General features: G+C 52.8%; 13 protein-coding genes and 1 riboswitch. Of the genes, 9 read left to right on the forward strand and 4 right to left on the reverse strand.

Going from position 1 to position 18,063, the window contains the following annotated elements:
- The first annotated feature begins 23 nt into the window (after positions 1–23).
- Positions 24–1,151, forward strand: coding sequence for a PQQ-dependent sugar dehydrogenase (locus DC28_RS02770; protein ID WP_037545516.1), 1,128 nt, complete (start codon positions 24–26; stop codon positions 1,149–1,151).
- Positions 1,152–1,425: 274 nt separating this feature from the next.
- Here the strand turns inward: DC28_RS02770 and ilvD are convergent, their stop codons facing one another.
- Together ilvD and DC28_RS16355 are read right to left on the reverse strand one after the other, a co-directional pair.
- Positions 1,426–3,255 (reverse strand): dihydroxy-acid dehydratase, encoded by a 1,830-nt coding sequence (gene ilvD / locus DC28_RS02775; RefSeq protein WP_037545518.1) that lies wholly within the window; start codon positions 3,253–3,255, stop codon positions 1,426–1,428.
- 163 nt (positions 3,256–3,418) lie between these two features.
- On the reverse strand, positions 3,419–3,817 hold the full coding sequence (locus DC28_RS16355) for a hypothetical protein (RefSeq protein WP_156104549.1): 399 nt from the start codon (positions 3,815–3,817) through the stop codon (positions 3,419–3,421).
- 62 nt (positions 3,818–3,879) lie between these two features.
- Positions 3,880–4,067: riboswitch (cobalamin riboswitch) on the forward strand.
- Positions 4,068–4,093: 26 nt separating this feature from the next.
- Between DC28_RS16355 and DC28_RS02785 the strand changes: the two genes are divergently transcribed.
- From DC28_RS02785 to nagA, 8 genes are all read left to right on the forward strand, one after another.
- Complete coding sequence (locus DC28_RS02785; RefSeq protein ID WP_052078368.1) at positions 4,094–5,131, forward strand: ABC transporter substrate-binding protein; 1,038 nt, start codon at positions 4,094–4,096, stop codon at positions 5,129–5,131.
- 2 nt (positions 5,132–5,133) lie between these two features.
- Positions 5,134–6,210 carry a FecCD family ABC transporter permease gene (locus tag DC28_RS02790; RefSeq protein WP_052078369.1) on the forward strand — a complete coding sequence of 359 codons (1,077 nt, stop codon included), beginning with the start codon at positions 5,134–5,136 and terminating at the stop codon, positions 6,208–6,210.
- Positions 6,200–7,027, forward strand: a complete 828-nt coding sequence (locus tag DC28_RS02795) for an ABC transporter ATP-binding protein (RefSeq protein WP_052078370.1) — start codon at positions 6,200–6,202, stop codon at positions 7,025–7,027. The genes DC28_RS02790 and DC28_RS02795 overlap by 11 nt, the downstream gene beginning before the upstream one ends.
- Positions 7,028–7,036: 9 nt before the next feature.
- Positions 7,037–8,032, forward strand: a complete 996-nt coding sequence (locus tag DC28_RS02800; RefSeq protein WP_037545525.1) for a D-2-hydroxyacid dehydrogenase — start codon at positions 7,037–7,039, stop codon at positions 8,030–8,032.
- Positions 8,033–8,078: 46 nt separating this feature from the next.
- The gene (locus tag DC28_RS02805) at positions 8,079–11,066 is read left to right on the forward strand and encodes a PAS domain-containing hybrid sensor histidine kinase/response regulator (protein WP_081941832.1); all 2,988 of its coding nucleotides are present in this window, start codon (positions 8,079–8,081) and stop codon (positions 11,064–11,066) included.
- Positions 11,056–12,096, forward strand: a complete 1,041-nt coding sequence (locus DC28_RS02810) for a GGDEF domain-containing response regulator (protein ID WP_037545533.1) — start codon at positions 11,056–11,058, stop codon at positions 12,094–12,096. Before DC28_RS02805 ends, DC28_RS02810 begins: the two co-directional genes overlap by 11 nt.
- Positions 12,097–12,170: 74 nt before the next feature.
- On the forward strand, positions 12,171–12,665 hold the full coding sequence (locus DC28_RS02815) for a hypothetical protein (protein WP_037545536.1): 495 nt from the start codon (positions 12,171–12,173) through the stop codon (positions 12,663–12,665).
- A 325-nt stretch (positions 12,666–12,990) separates the two neighbouring features.
- The gene (gene nagA / locus DC28_RS02820) at positions 12,991–14,226 is read left to right on the forward strand and encodes an N-acetylglucosamine-6-phosphate deacetylase (RefSeq protein WP_081941834.1); all 1,236 of its coding nucleotides are present in this window, start codon (positions 12,991–12,993) and stop codon (positions 14,224–14,226) included.
- Between the two features lie 167 nt (positions 14,227–14,393).
- On the opposite strand, the gene DC28_RS02825 is transcribed toward nagA, so the two are convergent.
- Entirely contained in the window at positions 14,394–16,118 is a 1,725-nt protein-coding gene (locus DC28_RS02825) for a Na/Pi cotransporter family protein (protein WP_052078371.1), read from the reverse strand.
- 77 nt (positions 16,119–16,195) lie between these two features.
- A complete protein-coding gene (locus tag DC28_RS02830) occupies positions 16,196–18,043 on the reverse strand; it encodes an ATP-binding protein (RefSeq protein ID WP_037545539.1) in 1,848 nt (615 codons plus the stop codon).
- Between the last annotated feature and the right edge of the window lie 20 nt (positions 18,044–18,063).

Below are 18,063 nucleotides of genomic sequence, written 5' to 3' on the forward strand. Positions count from 1 at the left end.
CGGGTATTTATTACTATATCAGTATGAAAAAGAACCGAATACGAAGGCGAAGATGGCTGTTTTTGGCAGGAGCGCTTGGAGTATTGTTCCAGGTTGTTGGTTTTAGCCAGGGGGCTCCGGGGGTTGATTCCCAGGTGGTTATCAGCGGGCTCGATAATCCTTGGGCGGTAGAGAGCCTGGATGGTGGCGGCTTTCTTATAACCGAGAAGCCCGGCAGAATACTGTATTACCGGGAGGGCAACCAGGAAGCGGTTCTCAAGGTTCCCCAAGCCATAAATGTCGGACAGGGTGGACTTCTGGATATTGAGCCCTCACCCGGCTTTCCCGAGGACCCGCGTATATTTTTTACCCTGTCGGTGGGAGACGCTTCCAGGGGATACGGAACGGCCTTGGGACTGACGAGTCTCAATATACGAGAAAACGATACAAGCCCGCTTACCTTCGATCCGCCGATCCTTCTTTGGCAGATGCCGGACAGATTTAAAACCTCCCGAGGACAGCATTTTGGCTCCAGGATTGTGATTCACCAGGGATATCTCTACCTTACCATCGGTGATCGGGGAGAGATGAACCGGGCCCAGCTTCGTCAGGATCCAGCGGGGTCGGTACAACGCTTTATGCTCTCGGAGCTGGACGGGGGAGCACAGGATGTGCGCCCGGAGCTCTATACCTACGGGCATAGAAATCCCCAGGGAATGGCTGTTCATCCCCAGCGGGATGAAATCTGGCTCCACGAGCATGGTCCTCGAGGGGGGGATGAGCTTAATATCCTCCAAGCCGGAGACAATTACGGGTGGCCCCTGGTGACCTTCGGACGCAATTATAACGGTACTGTAATCAGCAGAAATACCCATGCTACGGGAATCACTCCCCCGGTTCTTCACTGGACACCGAGTATTGCACCTTCGGGTATGGCGTTTTACTCGGCTGACCGGTATCCCCAGTGGCAGGGCTCGCTCTTTCTGGGTGCCTTGGCCGGGCAACACCTGCGAAGGGTGATGCTATCTGCCGGAGAGATTACCGGCCAGGAAATACTCCTGGAGAACCGGTTGGGACGGATACGAGACGTACATGCTGGTAGGGATGGCGAACTCTACATTCTTACGGACGGCAACAGGGCCGCCCTGTATCGACTTCGCCCGGTTGAATAGCGGGGTACTCCGGTATCCACTGCTCCGGGTTCCGGAAGCAGCCCAAACATCCCGCCCCAAAGAGAACAGAATGCCACCATCGGATGTGCAGTACTTGAGGTATTCGATCAGCCGATGGTGGTGTGTCTATCATCTGGAAATCAATTTCTAGCGCGCAAAAGGTTGTAAACGACCCTAGATATGGCTGAGCAGCCTCTATCTCCACCCAGGGGTGGTGTCGCCGGGGTGCAATGGTACAACCTTTTACGCACAATAAAATCAATCGATTGGCAGGTTATTCTCCCGGTAACTTCCGGTAGGCTCCCTGGTCGGCGCTGGTAGCCATCAGGGCGTAGGCACGAAGGGCCTTTGAAACCACCCGTTCGCGGTTTCGGGGGGTATACGCTTCTTCCCCTCGGGCTTCCTCCTGATTTCTCCGTTCAGCCAACTCCTCAGGAGAAATCTCCAGGGCAATAGTGCGGTTAGGAATATCAATGGTGATGGTGTCGTTATCTTTTACCAGGGCTATAGCCCCTCCGGCCGCCGCCTCAGGGCTCGCATGGCCGATAGAGAGGCCGCTGGTTCCACCGGAGAATCTTCCGTCGGTTAGTAGGGCGCAGGATTTTCCCAGTTTCATGGATTTAAGGTAACTGGTCGGGTAGAGCATCTCCTGCATACCAGGACCGCCCTTCGGTCCCTCATACCGGATGATAACCACGTTGCCTTCCCGAACCTTACCCCCGAGGATTCCCTCAATGGCGTCCTCCTGGCTTTCATAAACCCGGGCTGTTCCGGTGAACCGGAAGATGCTTTCATCCACGCCGGCGGTTTTCACGATACAACCCTTTTCTGCGATATTTCCGAACAAGACGGCCAAACCCCCGTCTGGATAATATGCATGTTCCACATCTCGAATACAGCCTTCGGTGCGGTCTGTATCCCCTTCTCGGTAGTAGTTATGCTGACTACCCATAACGAGATTCCGAGTACCTCCCGGAGCAGCACGGTAAAATTCCACAATCCGGGTATCGGGATTCCTTGTAAGGTCATAGCGTTCCAGGATCTGCCCCAGGCTCGGTGAATCCACCCGGGGCACATTCGGATCAATCAAGCCTCCCCGGTGTAACTCTGCTAGAATGGCCATAATTCCCCCGGCCCGGTGGACATCCTCAATATGGTACTGGCTATTGGGACTTACCTTACAGATACAAGGAACCTTTCGGCTCAGGGCATCAATATCCGCCATGGTGAAATCCACCCCGGCTTCCCTGGCAATGGCGAGCAGATGGAGAACGGTATTAGTGCTTCCGCCCATGGCAATGTCCAGGCTCATGGAATTCATTAAGGCGGCCTTGGTGGCAATGGACCGGGGAAGAACCTGGTGATTATCTTCCTCGTAGAATTCCCTGGCCATTTCAACGATCCGGGTTGCGGCGGTTTTAAAGAGATCGAGCCGTTTTGCGTGGGTTGCCACTACGGTACCGTTTCCCGGCAACGCCAAGCCGAGAGCCTCGTTCAGGCAGTTCATGGAGTTAGCGGTAAACATTCCCGAACAACTTCCGCAGGTAGGGCAGGCGTGTTCCTCCACAGCAGCTAGAAGGCTATCGTCAACCTCCGGGTCGGCAGCCATTACCATGGCGTCCACCAAATCGTATTTACGGTCTCCCACCCGGCCCGCCTCCATGGGGCCCCCGGAAACAAAAATCGTTGGGATATTCAGTCTCATGGCTGCCATGAGCATGCCCGGGGTGATTTTATCGCAGTTTGATATACATACCAGGGCATCTGCACAGTGGGCGTTGACCATGTACTCAATACTATCTGCAATCAGATCGCGGCTGGGCAGGCTGTAGAGCATCCCGCCGTGGCCCATGGCGATTCCGTCATCCACTGCAATGGTATTAAACTCGGCAGCAAAACAACCCTGGTCTTCGATGTACTGTTTCACTTCTTGACCGATGGTGTGGAGATGGGCATGTCCCGGGACGAACTGGGTAAAACTATTAGCGATGGCAATAATTGGTTTTCCAAACTGCTCTTTCGTCATACCGTTGGCCCGCCAGAGCGCCCTGGCACCAGCCATATTTCTGCCGGCCGTATTTGTGAGACTTCTTAATCGGGGCATACCCCCTCCTTCGTAAACGATACTAATCTTGGAATGGATGGTACAAAAAAACAGCCCGGGTCTCAAGGGAGGTCCCCGCTGATTCACCCTCCTCGGTGTGACAAACACCTGATGGCTGGTCGATTCCGCCCCATCGGTTCGAGCCTCGGGTACTCAAAGTGGGTTATTGCTTCCATGAAAGCCCACATCCCGCTGCCTGGGCCGTCTCAAAAAAACAGACCAGCATGGGTAAACCCGGGGGCAATCCGGATTCCGCAAGCAGGCAAGCAACATCCCAGGCCTCCTGGGGGTTGATGGGGGAGTCGATTTCCCAGGCCTCCTGGGGATCGATGAGGGAGTGGTTTGGAGCCCCGCCCAGACCGGAATGGGCCGGATGGACGGGCCCTGATACCTGAGCCTGGGTATCAGGAAGTTGCCGGGACATCGGCGGTGCTACGGTGTTATCGGAGAACCATCCTAATAAGAACGGCCAAACCAGTTCAAAGGTCCGGGGAAGATCAATACCAGCCCTGGTTCCCAGCTCCTCCATGGCAATCTGGATACGGTCATGAATCTTCGGCATACCGGTATTGTAGTCGTTGACCATGAGCCTCGCCAAGGGGTATAAAGCCTGTACATAAGGTTCCGCAATCTGGCCTTTACGGTCAGAACCATGGTGTAACCATGGTGCGGTGAAAAGGGAAGGGGGTGAAATTCCTCCACGGTCCCGCCACTGTGAGTTTTACTACCTAACCTGTATGCCACTGGATTTTTCCGGGAAGGCGGTTAGGGTCGGAACGAGTCAGGAGACCTGCCTTATGAACATACAAATACCTGCGCGGACAGGTAGGAGGTTGTTATGCAATTCCGTAGGTCGTTTTCCCGTACTATCCTTTCCCTCTGTTTGATCCTAGGGGTAACCCTTTCACCGACACTCGTTCTGGCAGCTGGTAATCAGGAGACAGCCGGCAGTCCGCCAACCCAGGAATCGATCCAGGGTCAGTCCTCTGAGTTACCCGATGCCGCTAGCGAAGTTTCCACCCCGCAACAGAGCCCCCAGCGTATTGTGAGCCTGGCTCCAAATGTTACTGAAATACTATTTGCTCTTGGAATTCAGAATCGGCTGGTGGGACGCACCGACTTCTGCGATTATCCTGCTGGGGTTTCGGAGATTCCGAGCATCGGCGGCGGAATGGATGCTGGTGTTGAGGGCATCCTCGCATTGAAGCCTGATCTTGTCATCGCACCCCGGGATTATTTCACTGCTTCAGTGGAAAAACTCCAGGATCTGTCCATACCGGTTCTCATCCTTGATACAGTAACCGAACTCAGTGGGGTATTCGAGTCTATTTCCGGAATTGCCCAGGCGGCGGGAGTCCCCAACCGGGGGGATGCTCTGGTGCAGTCCATGAAAGAGCGGCTGCAGATTCTCCAGACGGAATTGGAGACCCTATCCTCACCGCGTCCCAGGGTGTACTATGCCGTCGGCTTCGGAGACGGGGGAGATTGGACGGCTGGGGGTGATACCTACATTCACCAAATGATCACCCTCGCCGGCGGCGAAAACATCGCTGCAGATGTATCGGGGTGGTCCTACTCCCTGGAGAAGCTCCTGGAACATGATCCCGAGCTAGTTCTCCTGCCGGGATCCTGGCCTGCTGAGGATGCCTTCAAGGTTACCCCGGGCTATAGCTCCCTCACCGCCGTCACTGAAGATAGACTGTATACTATAAATAACGATCTCATTGACCGCCAGGGACCGCGGTCCATAGACGGTTTGGTCATGTTGGCCTCTATCTTTCATCCGGATCTTAGTCCTGAGGTTCGCCAGGCTCTGACATCGGGATCACCCCAAAGCCAGGACACTATACAATCCCCTGAACAGGCCCGGGACTAGGTATGCACGACCGTCTTCCCCTGAAGCGGTTTGTAGGCTGGATTTTCTTGGGGATCTTGACTTATATCGTGGTCAGCCTTGGGGCCGTTTCTTTCGGGGCTGCCGAGATTGGGTTCAACCAGTCCATGCGGATCCTTCTGTCTCTCCTGCCATTCCGGGGTACGGATGGCGGGGCTGACAGCGCTTCGGTGAGGATGATCATACTCCAGGTCAGATTGCCCCGGGTTGTGCTTTCCGGCCTGGTGGGCATGGCCCTATCCTTGAGCGGGGCAGTGCTCCAGGCGGTGTTCAGAAATCCCCTGGCGGAACCCTATCTGCTGGGGATTAGTTCGGGGGCAGGCCTGGGGGCGAGTATCGGTATTATCCTGACCCCCGTAATAGGCGTGTTCCCCCTGCTTTCAGGCTTCGGGATCATCGGCCTATCGGCCTTTTTGGGAGCCCTGGGATTCACCCTGATTGTCTATCTGCTGGCCAGGGTTATCTCACCGAACCGCAGTCAAGCCATTCTCTTGGCGGGGGTCGGGCTTGGCGTTATGGGGTCGGCGGGGATTTCGGTTCTCATGTTTCTGTACAGCAGGCATCTGGAACAGATCGTCTTTTGGACCATGGGGAGTTTTTCTGCGGCAAACTGGGACAGAGTGGCCTTAGTAGCTCCGGTGGTAGTATTGGCATCCTTGATCATCTTCTTTCTACACAGGGAGGTAACCATACTTTCATGGGGAGGCGGTACCGGGCATATACTCGGAATGCGTGTCGATGCGGTCCGGCGGACGTTACTGGTGATCACGAGCCTGCTCACTGCCTTCTCCGTTGCCTCGGCCGGCGTTATAGGGTTCGTGGGGCTGGTTGTACCTCATATTCTGCGGAGCTGGGTCGGGGTGGATCATCGAAGGGTCCTGCCGCTCTCTGCCCTCGGCGGTGGCATCTTTCTCATACTAGCTGATACCCTCGCCAGAACCCTGGTCAGTCCACGAGAGATACCCGTAGGGGTCCTTACGGCTCTCTTAGGCGGTCCCATTTTTATCTGGAGGATTCTCATGCCCCAGGGTTCGGGAAAGGATGCAGGTTATGAGTGGTGATACAAGGAACTCCCTCGAACTGCGGGATCTCAAATTCTCCTACACCCCTCAACAGGAATTGATACACAACCTAAATCTGCGGTTTGAACCCGGAAAAATTATCGTGCTGTTGGGACCCAACGGTTCGGGGAAATCCACTATTATCCATCTCCTGTCGGGTCTCATCAAACCCCAGGCAGGTGCAGTCTTCCTTGGAGGGGAGGATATTCGATCCTACTCACCGAGGAGACGTGCTCAGTACATTGCCCTTGTCCCGCAGCTCCATACACCTCCCCCGGGCACCACCGTCCGGGATGCGCTCATCATGGGGCGCTATCCCTACCGCCGGGGGATCAACGCACTGGAATGCCCATCCGAGCTCTGGGAATTCGGTATAGGGCAGTTTGAACTCCAGCCGCTCCTAGACCATACCCTTGATACCCTTAGTGGAGGGGAATTGCAGCGGGTCATGATTGCCCGGGCTGTTATTCAGGACCCCAGATTTCTTATCCTGGACGAACCCGGGGCACACCTGGATATACATCACCAGGTATTAGCCATGCGGGTTCTTAAAAACCTTGCCAACCGCGGCCAGGGGATTCTCATGGTACTCCATGATTTGACGGTTGCCCTACAGGTGGCGGATGAGGTTGTCCTTCTAGGACCGGGGAGTGCTGAGGCGGGTGCTCATGGCGACCCGTCCTATTCTCGGCCGGAATTGTTACAGGGACCGCCGGATTTGGTGTTACAGGAAGAGCGATTGTCCAGGGTGTATAAAAATCCCGTACAGATCATTCGGAATCCGGGAGGTGTTGCAGCGGTGTACCATTTTTCTTAGACTTCAGCTATGAACATTCTTGTTTTGGATGGGCAGACCAACAACCCGGGGGATCTCTCCTGGCAGCCCGTCGCCGATTTGGGAAACCTCACCGTGTATCCCAGGACAGCGAGTCGGGAACTTCTTTCCCGTGCCAAGGACGCCCAAATCATCCTGACAAATAAGGTACCGCTTACCAGAGATGTTCTGGATGTTCTCACCCGTCTTAGGTTTATTCAAATCCTGGCCACAGGGTGGAATACCGTGGATGTGGATTATGCTGCCCGCCTGGGTATTCCTGTCAGCAACATTCCCGATTACAGCACAGATTCGGTCGCCCAACATGTGTTCGCCTTTCTCCTCCATGCGTTTAATCAAATACAAATGCATGCCGACTCGGTACGTCAGGGTGATTGGAGTTCATGCCTGGATTTTTCCTATTCACTGGTCCCTATGGAAGAATTAGCCGGCAAGACCATGGGGATAGTCGGATACGGTCGTATCGGAAGGAAGGTTGCGTCCATTGCACGGTCCTTTGGAATGAAGGTTCTCGCCGGCAGACATCCTGATGGTACCATTCCCCGGGGCTGCGGGGAGGATCCCCTGTTGGAAGAACGGGATATTCTTCCTCTTCAAGAGCTTTTCCTCCAGAGTAGCGTCATCACTCTGCATGTCCCCCTGGCAGCACGCACCCTCGAGATGATCGGGGGTGAACTCCTATCCCGCTCGCCCTCGGATCAGATTCTAATCAATACGGCCCGGGGGGGAATCGTTGCAGAAGCGGATCTGATCCTAGCCCTGGACAGCCGGACCCATGGGCCCCGCTATTATTACACCGATGTGTACTCCCTTGAACCGCCCGAACCGCATCCCCGGTTATTTGACCATCCCCGGGTCATCGTTAGTCCCCACCGGGCGTGGAGCAGCGTCCGGGCCCGGCAGCACCTCATCCAGATTGCCGCAGACAATATTCGCGGGTTTCTATCTGGAAAACCTCAGAATCTTGTTCCTTCATCTTCTCCCTAGGTCGAAAAACCTTGCTTTCAATCTCCGCAATTCCTAAGCTTTAGGTATGGAAAAACGGGTTCGTTCCCTAATGATCATTATCGCAGTATTCTGGTTATCGCCCTTCGTCCTGGCATTCGCCCAGGAACCCGCTATCCTGATCCTCCATTCCTACAGCAGCGATTTTCCTTGGACAGCTGAGCTGGGTGAGGTTTTTCAAGCGACGGTCAGGGAATCCTATCCCAAAGCAGTTTTTTTCAGTGAATTTCTCCAGACAAAACAGTTTCCCTACCAACAGGTTGCGCCCATTACAGCTGACTTCGTATCCAAAAAATACCGGGGTCAGCACCTGGACGGTTTATACCTCACGGACGATAATGCCCTCTATTTTTACCTAGAGTACCAGGATCAGCTCGATGTCCTCAAGCATATTGGCTCCTCGGTGGTGGCTGCCGGATTGCATGACCAGATTCCCGGGTATACCGGCTCCGGAGTGATTGAGAGCCTCGATTTTTCCAGAAATCTTCGGGCCATAGCACGACTCCACCCTGGCGCTTCCACTATCATGGTACTAACCGATGAGACAGAATTGGGTCAAAGTTACGCGAACCAGATAACCATGGCTGCGGCGGACCTGCAGGCTCAGGGAGAACAGATTCCACCGCTAACCCTGCTCCCTAGTCCATCTACTGACCAGCTGAGAAAACAACTGCTGCAAGCCCCGGCTTCCACCCCAATCTTGTATTTATCATACTTTGTCACTAAAACAGGTGAGTTACTGACTCTGGAGGAGTCCTTCCAACTCATAGAATCCCTAGGTTCCTTTCCCATATACAGTTTTTGGGAGGATACCCTGCAGTTCGGTGCCCTGGGCGGATACATGGTTAATGCGAACCAGGTCGGCACCATGGCCGGCACACTCATGGTTCAGCGATTCGCCGAACCCCTGGGAGAGCCCCAGCTGCTCTACAGTGACAATCCGTTCTTAATCAACACCGAACCCATGGAACGGTTTTCCCTATCCAGGGAGGCGTTACCCGATAATACGGTGTTTATAGATTTCGAACCGACCTCCGCTCCCGGTGCGCTTGAGAATCAGTCTGTAGGATTGGGTACGGCCTTTCCATGGGTACTCAGTATCGCCGTCCTAGGGATCGGCGCGGTTGTGTTGCTTCTCTGGGGTTTCCGAAGGAAAAAAGCAGTACAGTTATTGGTAACCATCGAGAAGGCCCTTCATACCATAGATTTGGGTGTGTACATTACTGACCCCTTGGGGAGAATCATTTATGCGAATAACGCCATGTCCACCATCAGCGGCTATTCAAAGGATGAACTCCTAGGGCAGACCCCGCGTTTATTCAAGTCGGGTCTTCAATCCAGAGAGTATTATGAACAGCTATGGCGCACCCTGGGGAATCACACCATCTGGTCTGAGCAGATCATCAACCGGCGACGGGATGGATCACTCTATACGGCCGCGCAAACCATCCACCCGGTCCTGAGCCGGGGCTCACTCCTGGAGGGATTTATTGCCGTTCAGCGGGACGTGACGGAGCAGCGCCGGATGGAAGAGGCTCTCCGCAACAGCGAAATACATTACCGGCTTTTAGCAGAAAACGCCACCGATATGATATCCCGGCATGCGCCGGATGGAGCCTACCTCTATGCTTCTCCAGCTTCCCGAGATCTCATCGGGTACGACCCTCAGGAGCTGATAGGCAGGGATCCATACACCCTGTTTCATCCCGAGGATGTTCCTGATATACGCCTGAGCCATAAACAGATCTACGATATGCACCAAAGCTCCCAAGTTACCTACCGAATCCACCATAAAAACGGATCATGGAGGTGGGTGGAGACCACCAGTAAAATGGTCGTGGACGCCCATGGGGATGTTACAGAAATTATTGCCATTACCCGGGATGTTTCCGAACGACAGCAGCGTAACCGGGAACTCATCCAAGAAAAGGAGCGCGCTGAAGCCGCTGACCGGGCAAAGAGCGCCTTCCTTGCGAATATGAGTCATGAAATACGTACGCCCCTGAATGGAATTATTGGCTTTGCCTCGTTAATTCATCAGGACTCCAAGGATCCAGCCATGGCTGAGTACGCCCGTACCATTGAGCGGTCAGGGAACCATCTCCTAGACCTGATCAATGATATCCTGGACCTCTCAAAAATTGAGGCCGGAATGATGGTTATTCGGCCGGAAGAAACGAATATCCGTGTATTTTTAGAGGAGTTGGTTCAGTTGTTTCAGGGTGCATCGAAGAATAAGGGAATAGATCTGAGACTAGACCTGAGTCAGGCCCTTCTGGAATTAGACACAATGAATTACCTATTTGATCCCCTTAGGCTGCGTCAGATTCTCGTGAATCTGCTGGGGAATGCCATTAAGTTTACGGAACACGGCGGAGTTACCCTCACATGCGATCTTGCGGATAACGGTAATACCCTTATTTTTGAGGTTGCGGACACAGGCATTGGAATCCCCCCGGAAAAGATTGAGCAGATCTACACGGCATTTAACCAGGTGGATAATGTCTCCCAACGAAAATTTAACGGTGCCGGGTTAGGATTAACCATTTCTTACCGGCTTACCCAGCAGATGGAGGGTTCACTTCGGGTGTACAGTAGGGCGGGAGAGGGTACCACCGTACGTCTCCAGGTTCCTACCTTCCCGCTGCGTAAATCGAGTTCGCCTGTAACCGCCCCTGAAGGGGCCATCGTCACAGAAGACTTCCCCGAGATTGAAGGGGAGCCGAATGTGCTGGATCCTGGGTTGAAGGGGGTGGAATCAAGGACTATACAACAAAATGAAGTCCTTCCCCCGGATATACTTCAGAGTCTCAAGGAACTTAGGAGCCGAGGGATTATTGATGAAATTATTACCAGGACCTCCCAGATTCTGGATTCTGAGGAGATGCAGGGTATTCCAGGGTTCCGGAACAGAATTCTGAGCCTCCATAATGCTGCTGTGGATTGGAATATCGAAGCCATAGAACGAGAATGGAATGTACTATTCCATGATTGGGGTTTAGGGAATGAAGGATGATCCCAAAACTGCCGCCACCGTCCTCATCGTAGATGATGATAGTACCAATATCCAGGTAGCCGCTTCGCATCTTCGCGGACAGGGGTTGGCGATCACCTATGCGCTTTCTGCAGAGGAAGCCCTGGCACGGATAGAAAACCATAGGCCGGATATCATACTCCTCGACATCATGATGCCTGTTGTGGACGGCATCAGCCTTTGCAGACAACTCAAGGAACGGAGGGAGTACCGTGATATTCCTGTGATTTTCCTGACAGCCAGGGTGGATAAAGAGACGCTTATGCAGGCGTATGATGCCGGTGCCTCGGATTATATTACAAAACCGTTTTTCGGACCAGAGTTAATGAAGCGGGTGCAGATCCACTTGGAGTATCGCCGGTTGCTGGGTGAGACGGAACAGATAAATGCAGAATTGAATTTGCAGGTGCTTAAGGCCATGAAGGCCGAGGAGGAATCCCAGGCGTATCAACGGGATATCGTTGCCGCAAACCTAAAGTTAAAGGAATTGGCGAGTCATGATAGTCTGACGGGCTTGCTAAACAGGCGAAGGGCCTGGGAACTCCTGGAGTATGAAATCCAGCGGAGTACCCGGTATAACCGCGTAATAACCTTCTTATTACTAGACATTGATAATTTTAAATCCATAAACGATTCCCACGGACACGAGACCGGAGACGAGGTGCTAAAGCGAATTTCTGTGCTCCTCAAACAGGGGGTGAGAAAACAGGATATCGTTGCACGCTGGGGAGGTGAGGAGTTTCTCATTGCCCTACCTGAAACAGGAATAGATCAGGGCCTCCATGTCGCTGAGACCATGAGGAAAAGCTGTGAAACCCTTGCCTGGAATTTTAAGGGACGGGTGACTGTCTCCATTGGTGTAAGCCAATACCCCTCGAGCACAGATACCCCCGAAAGGCAAGAGCAGGGTTTTGGTGTGAGCATCTCCCTTGCGGATAAAGCCCTGTATTTCTCGAAGGAACATGGGAGAAATCGTGTCACCCAATATGACGAGCACTTGGACAAGCGGTAAAAAACGGGATACTATTGTGTAGTGGGTGGCCCCGCTACTCAGTCTAATACGAGGGTTTTCCCAGGGAGGATTCCGTGCATCAACGTTCATTCAAAGTAGTACTGCTTCTCCTGATGTTCCTTATCACCCTTGGAGCAGGGCTGTATGCTGGGGGTTCTTCGGAGGCTGATCAGGGTTACGATCCCCTGAATCCGCCTCCGCCGGAAATCCCGGAGATACCGGAACATATTCCCCGGATTATTAGAACCATAGATGACCAGCTGTTGATTATCGAGTCATACGGTGGGTTTCTCCAATCAGCCCGGGATCTTCTAAAGGATTCAAAACAATTCGGCCTTGAACGGAACGCAGCGGGGATTCAAGCCTTTCGAACCGTGCGCCAACAGTGGTTTGTGTTCTTTACCCATTTGACCTACCGACCGAAAGACGACTCTTTGACGAGCCAGGATATTGCATCATTCTTCGATGGTATTTCATCACTGGATAGTGACCTGATACAGGTTGTTGAGGATTTGAATGACTATATCGATTCCCAACGTGTGCTTACCTCCGAGAAGTATCAGCTTTAGGGGGGATTCGCCTGTCTTTCGGCTTCCCAGGATAATACGGATTGAGTAGTCCCCCCTGGGCTTGGAAGACGTCTCCGACCGCCTTTCAGGTTGTGCGAACCATGTAGGGTTCGCCGCCTTCCCCCATTCTTGAGGCTATCCCTTGGTTCTTACAGGATATAACACCGGTGCCCCATACCAGGCGATCGGCCGTTACCCACCGTTTCCATAAAAGCCGGCAGAGACGACATGTCCATACACGTAATTGTCTTGAAAACGAAGCTGGCCCTATTTACTTTATGCGAAAGGGTTGGTAAGTTGAGGTAACTAACGGAGGGATGTACACATGAGCCAGACCGTATTGTATAACGGCACCGTTTATACCGGCATCACTGTATTGGAGCAGAGCACTGTGGTGATTGAGGACCAGCGAATTTCAGAGGTGATGAGTAATTCCAGATTCCATAAGCGGCGGTTTCCCAAGGGAACCACCATCATTGATCTGGAAGGGTTGTTTGTTAGTCCTGGTTTTATCGACACCCATATTCATGGGCTGCACGGCCATGGGACGGACGATTCTTCACCGGAGGAGATCATTGCTATGTCGGATGCTTTGGTCCACTACGGGGTTACCGGGTTCTGTCCGACCCTCTATCCCCAGGAGATATCCAGGTTCAAAGAGACCCTCGGCCATTGTATGGAGGCCCAGGGGAAGGAGAGTGGGGCATCGATATTCGGTATGCACTTGGAGGGACCATTTATCAGCCCGGAAAAGAAGGGAGTGCAGCGGGAGGAATACATTAAACCCGTGGATATTACCCTAATGGAAGAACTGTATGCCATTGGGAAGGAGTCCATCGCAATAATGACCGTGGCACCCGAGTTGAAGCATATGCGGGAACTCGCATTATTCTGTAATCGCCATGGTACGGTGTTATCCGCCGGTCACACCGATGCCCACTACGAACAGATGGTGGAGGGATTTCAAGCGGGGATTCTCCATGCAACCCATATGTATAATGCCATGCGAAGTCTGCACCACCGAAATCCAGGCGCTGTGGGTGCGCTCCTGTTACATACCAACGTCTCGGTGGAGCTTATTGCAGACGGGTACCATGTTCATCCGGCCCTCATCGAATTGCTGGTTCGCAGCAAACCCGCTGATAAAATAATCCTTGTTACCGATGCGCTTAAGCCTACCGAACAAAAACAAGGCACCCTGGTTGCTAATGGGGAGGAGGTATACCTTGATCAGACGGGAATCTTCCGTCGAAAAAAGGATGATTGTATTGCCGGCTCATCCCTAACCATGAATAAGGGGGTAAAAAACCTGGTTGAGTTCGGTGTGGACCTCGATCTTGCGATACAAATGGCGGCGTCAAACCCCAGCGATCTTCTCGGGAAACGGCGCCAGCACGGGTACCTGCTTCCCACTTCTTTCGCCGATATCGCGATATTTGATGATGATTTCACCGTCCAGATGACCTACGTTAAGGGAAAGTTACGGTTCAACCGCTATAAAAACACCGTCCGTGACCCGGAGCTGGAGGATTACTCCAGTTCTCCAGATCATACTCCATGATCTGACCACTGAGCGATCTGCTCTGTGGCTATACGTCTTCATGCAGCCCTGGATATCCGCCGAGGGGAACTGGATTCGCGCGGTTTCGGTGGATTTCCAGGGTGCGCACTATTAAGTGAGTAACAAAATTCCGGTCGGGCTCTTAGGTATTTCGTCGAACTACCGCTTCAGCGCAGAGCCCGGCCGCTGTTCTTCGTATCTTTCGGAACGGCATCCTCATCACCCTCATCCACCGCATTCCACAAGGCCTGGGCAATCCGCAGAGAGCTGTCACCCAGGTGTTCCGCATGCCGCAGAATATCCAGGTAGAGTAATTCGCTCTTCACCTCGGTTGTACCGGACTTCATTCGTTTCCGGCTCCGTTTTTTTAGTTGGGCTCGCAGTTTATCAATTTTATTCTCCATATCCCGGGCCATATCCAACTCTTCCGGATCAATACCCTGGTTCAGTCTGGCGAGGATGAACTGAAGAAACTCTCTAATAATGGCAAGATAGGAATGAAGCTGGTTCTGTTCCTTTTCGCCCAGGCTTACCTCCTTCCCGTGGTACTTCAAGAGGTACCGGGAAAGCTTTTCAATACTCCCAGCCATGGTATCTAGCTCTTGGACAACCTGCAAATATGCTGTAGTCCGCCGGCTTTCTTCTTCAGAATCTACGTGGCGGGTACATTCTACCAGGAACCGGGATATCTCATGGTGCATCAACCGCTGCCTGTCCAGGAGGGGTTTTAGGGTTTCCACAAGGCCTTTTGAGGAACTTCGGTGGCCCTGAATCTCCTGGGATGTTTCTTCATACGCCTGTTCCACAATACGCGCCATATTGAGAATCTCTTTTGCTCCGCGGTCGAGGTTTATACCGAGGGATCCAGGCAGACCTGTATCCAGAAACTCTAGTTGGTACACCTCTTCGAAATCAATCTTCCGCGGCTTAACAATCCTCTGTACCAGGCTGGAGAATTGAGGGACAAACCAGATACAGATAAAGGTATTCAAGATATTGAAGAGGGTGTGGAACATCGCCAGACTACTGGTTATTCCATCAGGTGTTGTTATCGCCCCAGGAGTTATGGCGTCAACCATCTTGAGGAAGGGAACAAACACCACGAGCATCCATAGAACCCCGAAAATATTAAATAAGGTGTGTGCCCGGGCTGCACGGCGGGAATGAACATTGGAGCCGAGGCTGGCTAGGTAGGCGGTTACGGTGGTTCCGATATTCTCGCCAAGGATGATGGCTGCAGAATTCTGAAAATCTATCCAACCCGAAAATGCCAGGGTCAGGGTAATGGCCATGGCGGCGCTGCTGGATTGTACCAGGATTGTCAATGCCGTCCCGAAAAGGATGAACAGCAGAGTGCTGCCGATACCAAATCCGGTAAGAGACTGGACCCAACTGAAAATCTCAGGATTCGATCGGATATCGGGGACAGAGCCCTTGAGAAAATCAAGTCCGATGAATAACAGCGCGAATCCCACCAGGATCTCTCCAGCTACGGGGCGGCGGTATTTTTCCGGGAGAATAATGAGAACCATCCCGACTAGGAGCGCAAAAAACGCCAGGTCTACAATGTTCACCTTGAATCCCAGGAGGGCAATAATCCACCCGGTAACCGTGGTACCGATATTTGCCCCCATAATGACCCCAATCGACTGGTTGAGGGTCATGAGTCCCCCATGTACCAGGCCCACCACAATGACCGTGGTGGCCGAAGAGGACTGAATCAGGGCAGTGGCAAGAAACCCGGTAAAGACTCCGGTAACTCGGTTCTTTGTCAGAATTCCGAGTATCCGTTGCAGGCTTGATCCGGCAGCCTTCTGCAGGTTTTTTCCCATGGAATTCATGCCGTACAGGAACAAACCCAGGCTTCCAAGAATATGAATGACTGTTAACATCCTACGCCCCTATAAAAATATGTTGTAGTTACGGGTGGTAACCACCTGTGTTTCAAAACTACGGTCAGGTTTATCCCCTAGGTTTGTTTGCCCCTTCCGGAATTCGTACCTTGGGTCTTTCCTAGTTTATCCTTCGGTAAGGTAAGAACAAATTGACTACCGTGGCCGGGATGGGATTGCAGCGATATCCGGCCCCTATGAAGTGCAGCAATTTCACGGACTATTGTCAATCCCATTCCGCTGCCGGGATAGCGGGGGCGATCCCGGGGGGTCCGGTAAAATTCCTGGAAAATGGAATCTTGATCGCGGGGTTCAATGCCCGCACCCTCATCATGTACAACGATATCCACGGTCTGGGTTCCGGTTTCGGTCCAGATTCGGACGGTTCCACCGGGCGGACTTGCCTCGATGGCATTGCGTATCAGGTGGGACAGCGCAAGTTCAATGAGTTCCCCCTGGGCGAAGACCTGAATAGAATTCTGAGGGAGAGAACCACTGGTCTCCGGACCCTTGAGGGTAACCTGGCGCTCATCACTGCGTGCTTTCTGGCTCATGAGGACGCGCTGGAGAATCGGTTGAACCGGGATGCAGTCGAATCCCATAGGGGACTGCCACACCCGAACCAGGGAAAAAAGATTCTCCAGGGTATGCTCAAGCCGTTTTGTCTGCGATAAAAGCACCGGGGCAAGGTCGTTTCCATGCTCTTGGGGGCTACCGGAAGAGTCATTGAGTCCCTCAATGTAGCCTCGCAGCACCGTTAACGGGGTGCGGAGCTCGTGAGCAGCGTTTGAAATAAAATCACGGCGCTGTTGTTCACTCCTACGGCGGTCTGTTTCATCGTAGAGCATAATCAAGAAGCGATTCTCCTGATCAGCTCCCGGAATGGGAAGGATCCTACAGAGATACCAGCGTTCCTCATCGGAGAAAAACGAGATGGAGTCAAGCTGAGGCGATCCGGTGTCAATTGCCCGGTCAAGAAGGGAGGCTAATTCGGAGTTGCGGAGAACAGTGAGGAGTTGAATTCCCTGGACCCTGATATCCGACTTACCCGCCAGCTGGAGGGCCTTTTCGTTTACTTGGAGTATTCGCTGCATGTCATCCACAAGGATAACAGGCTCCTGGATGGCCTGTAATAAGGTGTTTATTTCGTCTCTCTGGGCCCGGGCTGTCTCCAGGCTTTTTATAAGATCAGTAGCCATACTCTTCATAGACCAGGCTATTTGTGCGAATTCCCAAGGGCGGAGGATGGAAAGGGAAACCTGAAGGTTGCCCTCTTGGTAGGATTTTGCAGCCTCCACTATCTGGGCAACGGGTTTGTTAATTCTACGAATTTCCAGTATGGCCAAAAATAGGGACAGGAGCATTGTGGGAATAGAAATGAGCAGAATGGTCCGGATCAAGGCATTTCGGGTACGGACAACCCCTGACAGAGGAATGCTTACCCGGAGCAGGATGTATTTCGAATCAATATTCGCTATAGCGAGGCTGATCCTCTCGGCGTAATACAGTTGATCAAGTTCAATGGTATTCGAAAACCGGATAGAAGAACCGTTACCCGTAGAATAGGCGTCCTGTATCTCCGGGCGAAACCGGTGGTTGTCCATATCCTGAGGGTTTGCCTGGGTATCCGCGAGCACCGTTCCATCCCAATCGATGAGGGTTACGCGTGTGGATGTGTTTGAAACAATCCCGTGAATGAGCTCTTGGATGTTGGCCCGGGTCAGAGCTCCATCCGCGGTATGGAGAGCCAGGGTATTGTGGATCTGTCCTAGGGTGACGCTGATCTGATCTCGGTAGATGGAGGTAGTAGCCACAAGGCTTACTTGAACCACCGCCAGGGTTACAAACAGTAAACTCAAAAAGAGGATGAGAATGTAATGCAGGTAGGTGCGTCTGAGCCCCTGGGTTTTTTCAATTCCGATCATAGGTTCTCCCTGGTTTTTAT

The organism is Spirochaeta lutea (genome assembly GCF_000758165.1).
In the GTDB taxonomy this organism is placed as follows: domain Bacteria; phylum Spirochaetota; class Spirochaetia; order DSM-27196; family Salinispiraceae; genus Spirochaeta_D; species Spirochaeta_D lutea.

What these genes read in the sequence shown, in the direction of transcription:
- DC28_RS02825 (WP_052078371.1), bottom strand. Translation starts at nt 16,118, where the DNA reads ATGTTAACAGTCATTCATATTCTTGGAAGCCTGGGTTTGTTCCTGTAC.
- nagA (WP_081941834.1), top strand. Translation starts at nt 12,991, where the DNA reads ATGAGCCAGACCGTATTGTATAACGGCACCGTTTATACCGGCATCACT.
- DC28_RS02790 (WP_052078369.1), top strand. Translation starts at nt 5,134, where the DNA reads ATGCACGACCGTCTTCCCCTGAAGCGGTTTGTAGGCTGGATTTTCTTG.
- DC28_RS02795 (WP_052078370.1), top strand. Translation starts at nt 6,200, where the DNA reads ATGAGTGGTGATACAAGGAACTCCCTCGAACTGCGGGATCTCAAATTC.
- DC28_RS02805 (WP_081941832.1), top strand. Translation starts at nt 8,079, where the DNA reads ATGGAAAAACGGGTTCGTTCCCTAATGATCATTATCGCAGTATTCTGG.
- ilvD (WP_037545518.1), bottom strand. Translation starts at nt 3,255, where the DNA reads ATGCCCCGATTAAGAAGTCTCACAAATACGGCCGGCAGAAATATGGCT.
- DC28_RS02785 (WP_052078368.1), top strand. Translation starts at nt 4,094, where the DNA reads ATGCAATTCCGTAGGTCGTTTTCCCGTACTATCCTTTCCCTCTGTTTG.
- DC28_RS02810 (WP_037545533.1), top strand. Translation starts at nt 11,056, where the DNA reads ATGAAGGATGATCCCAAAACTGCCGCCACCGTCCTCATCGTAGATGAT.
- DC28_RS02830 (WP_037545539.1), bottom strand. Translation starts at nt 18,043, where the DNA reads ATGATCGGAATTGAAAAAACCCAGGGGCTCAGACGCACCTACCTGCAT.
- DC28_RS16355 (WP_156104549.1), bottom strand. Translation starts at nt 3,817, where the DNA reads ATGCCGAAGATTCATGACCGTATCCAGATTGCCATGGAGGAGCTGGGA.
- DC28_RS02800 (WP_037545525.1), top strand. Translation starts at nt 7,037, where the DNA reads ATGAACATTCTTGTTTTGGATGGGCAGACCAACAACCCGGGGGATCTC.
- DC28_RS02770 (WP_037545516.1), top strand. Translation starts at nt 24, where the DNA reads ATGAAAAAGAACCGAATACGAAGGCGAAGATGGCTGTTTTTGGCAGGA.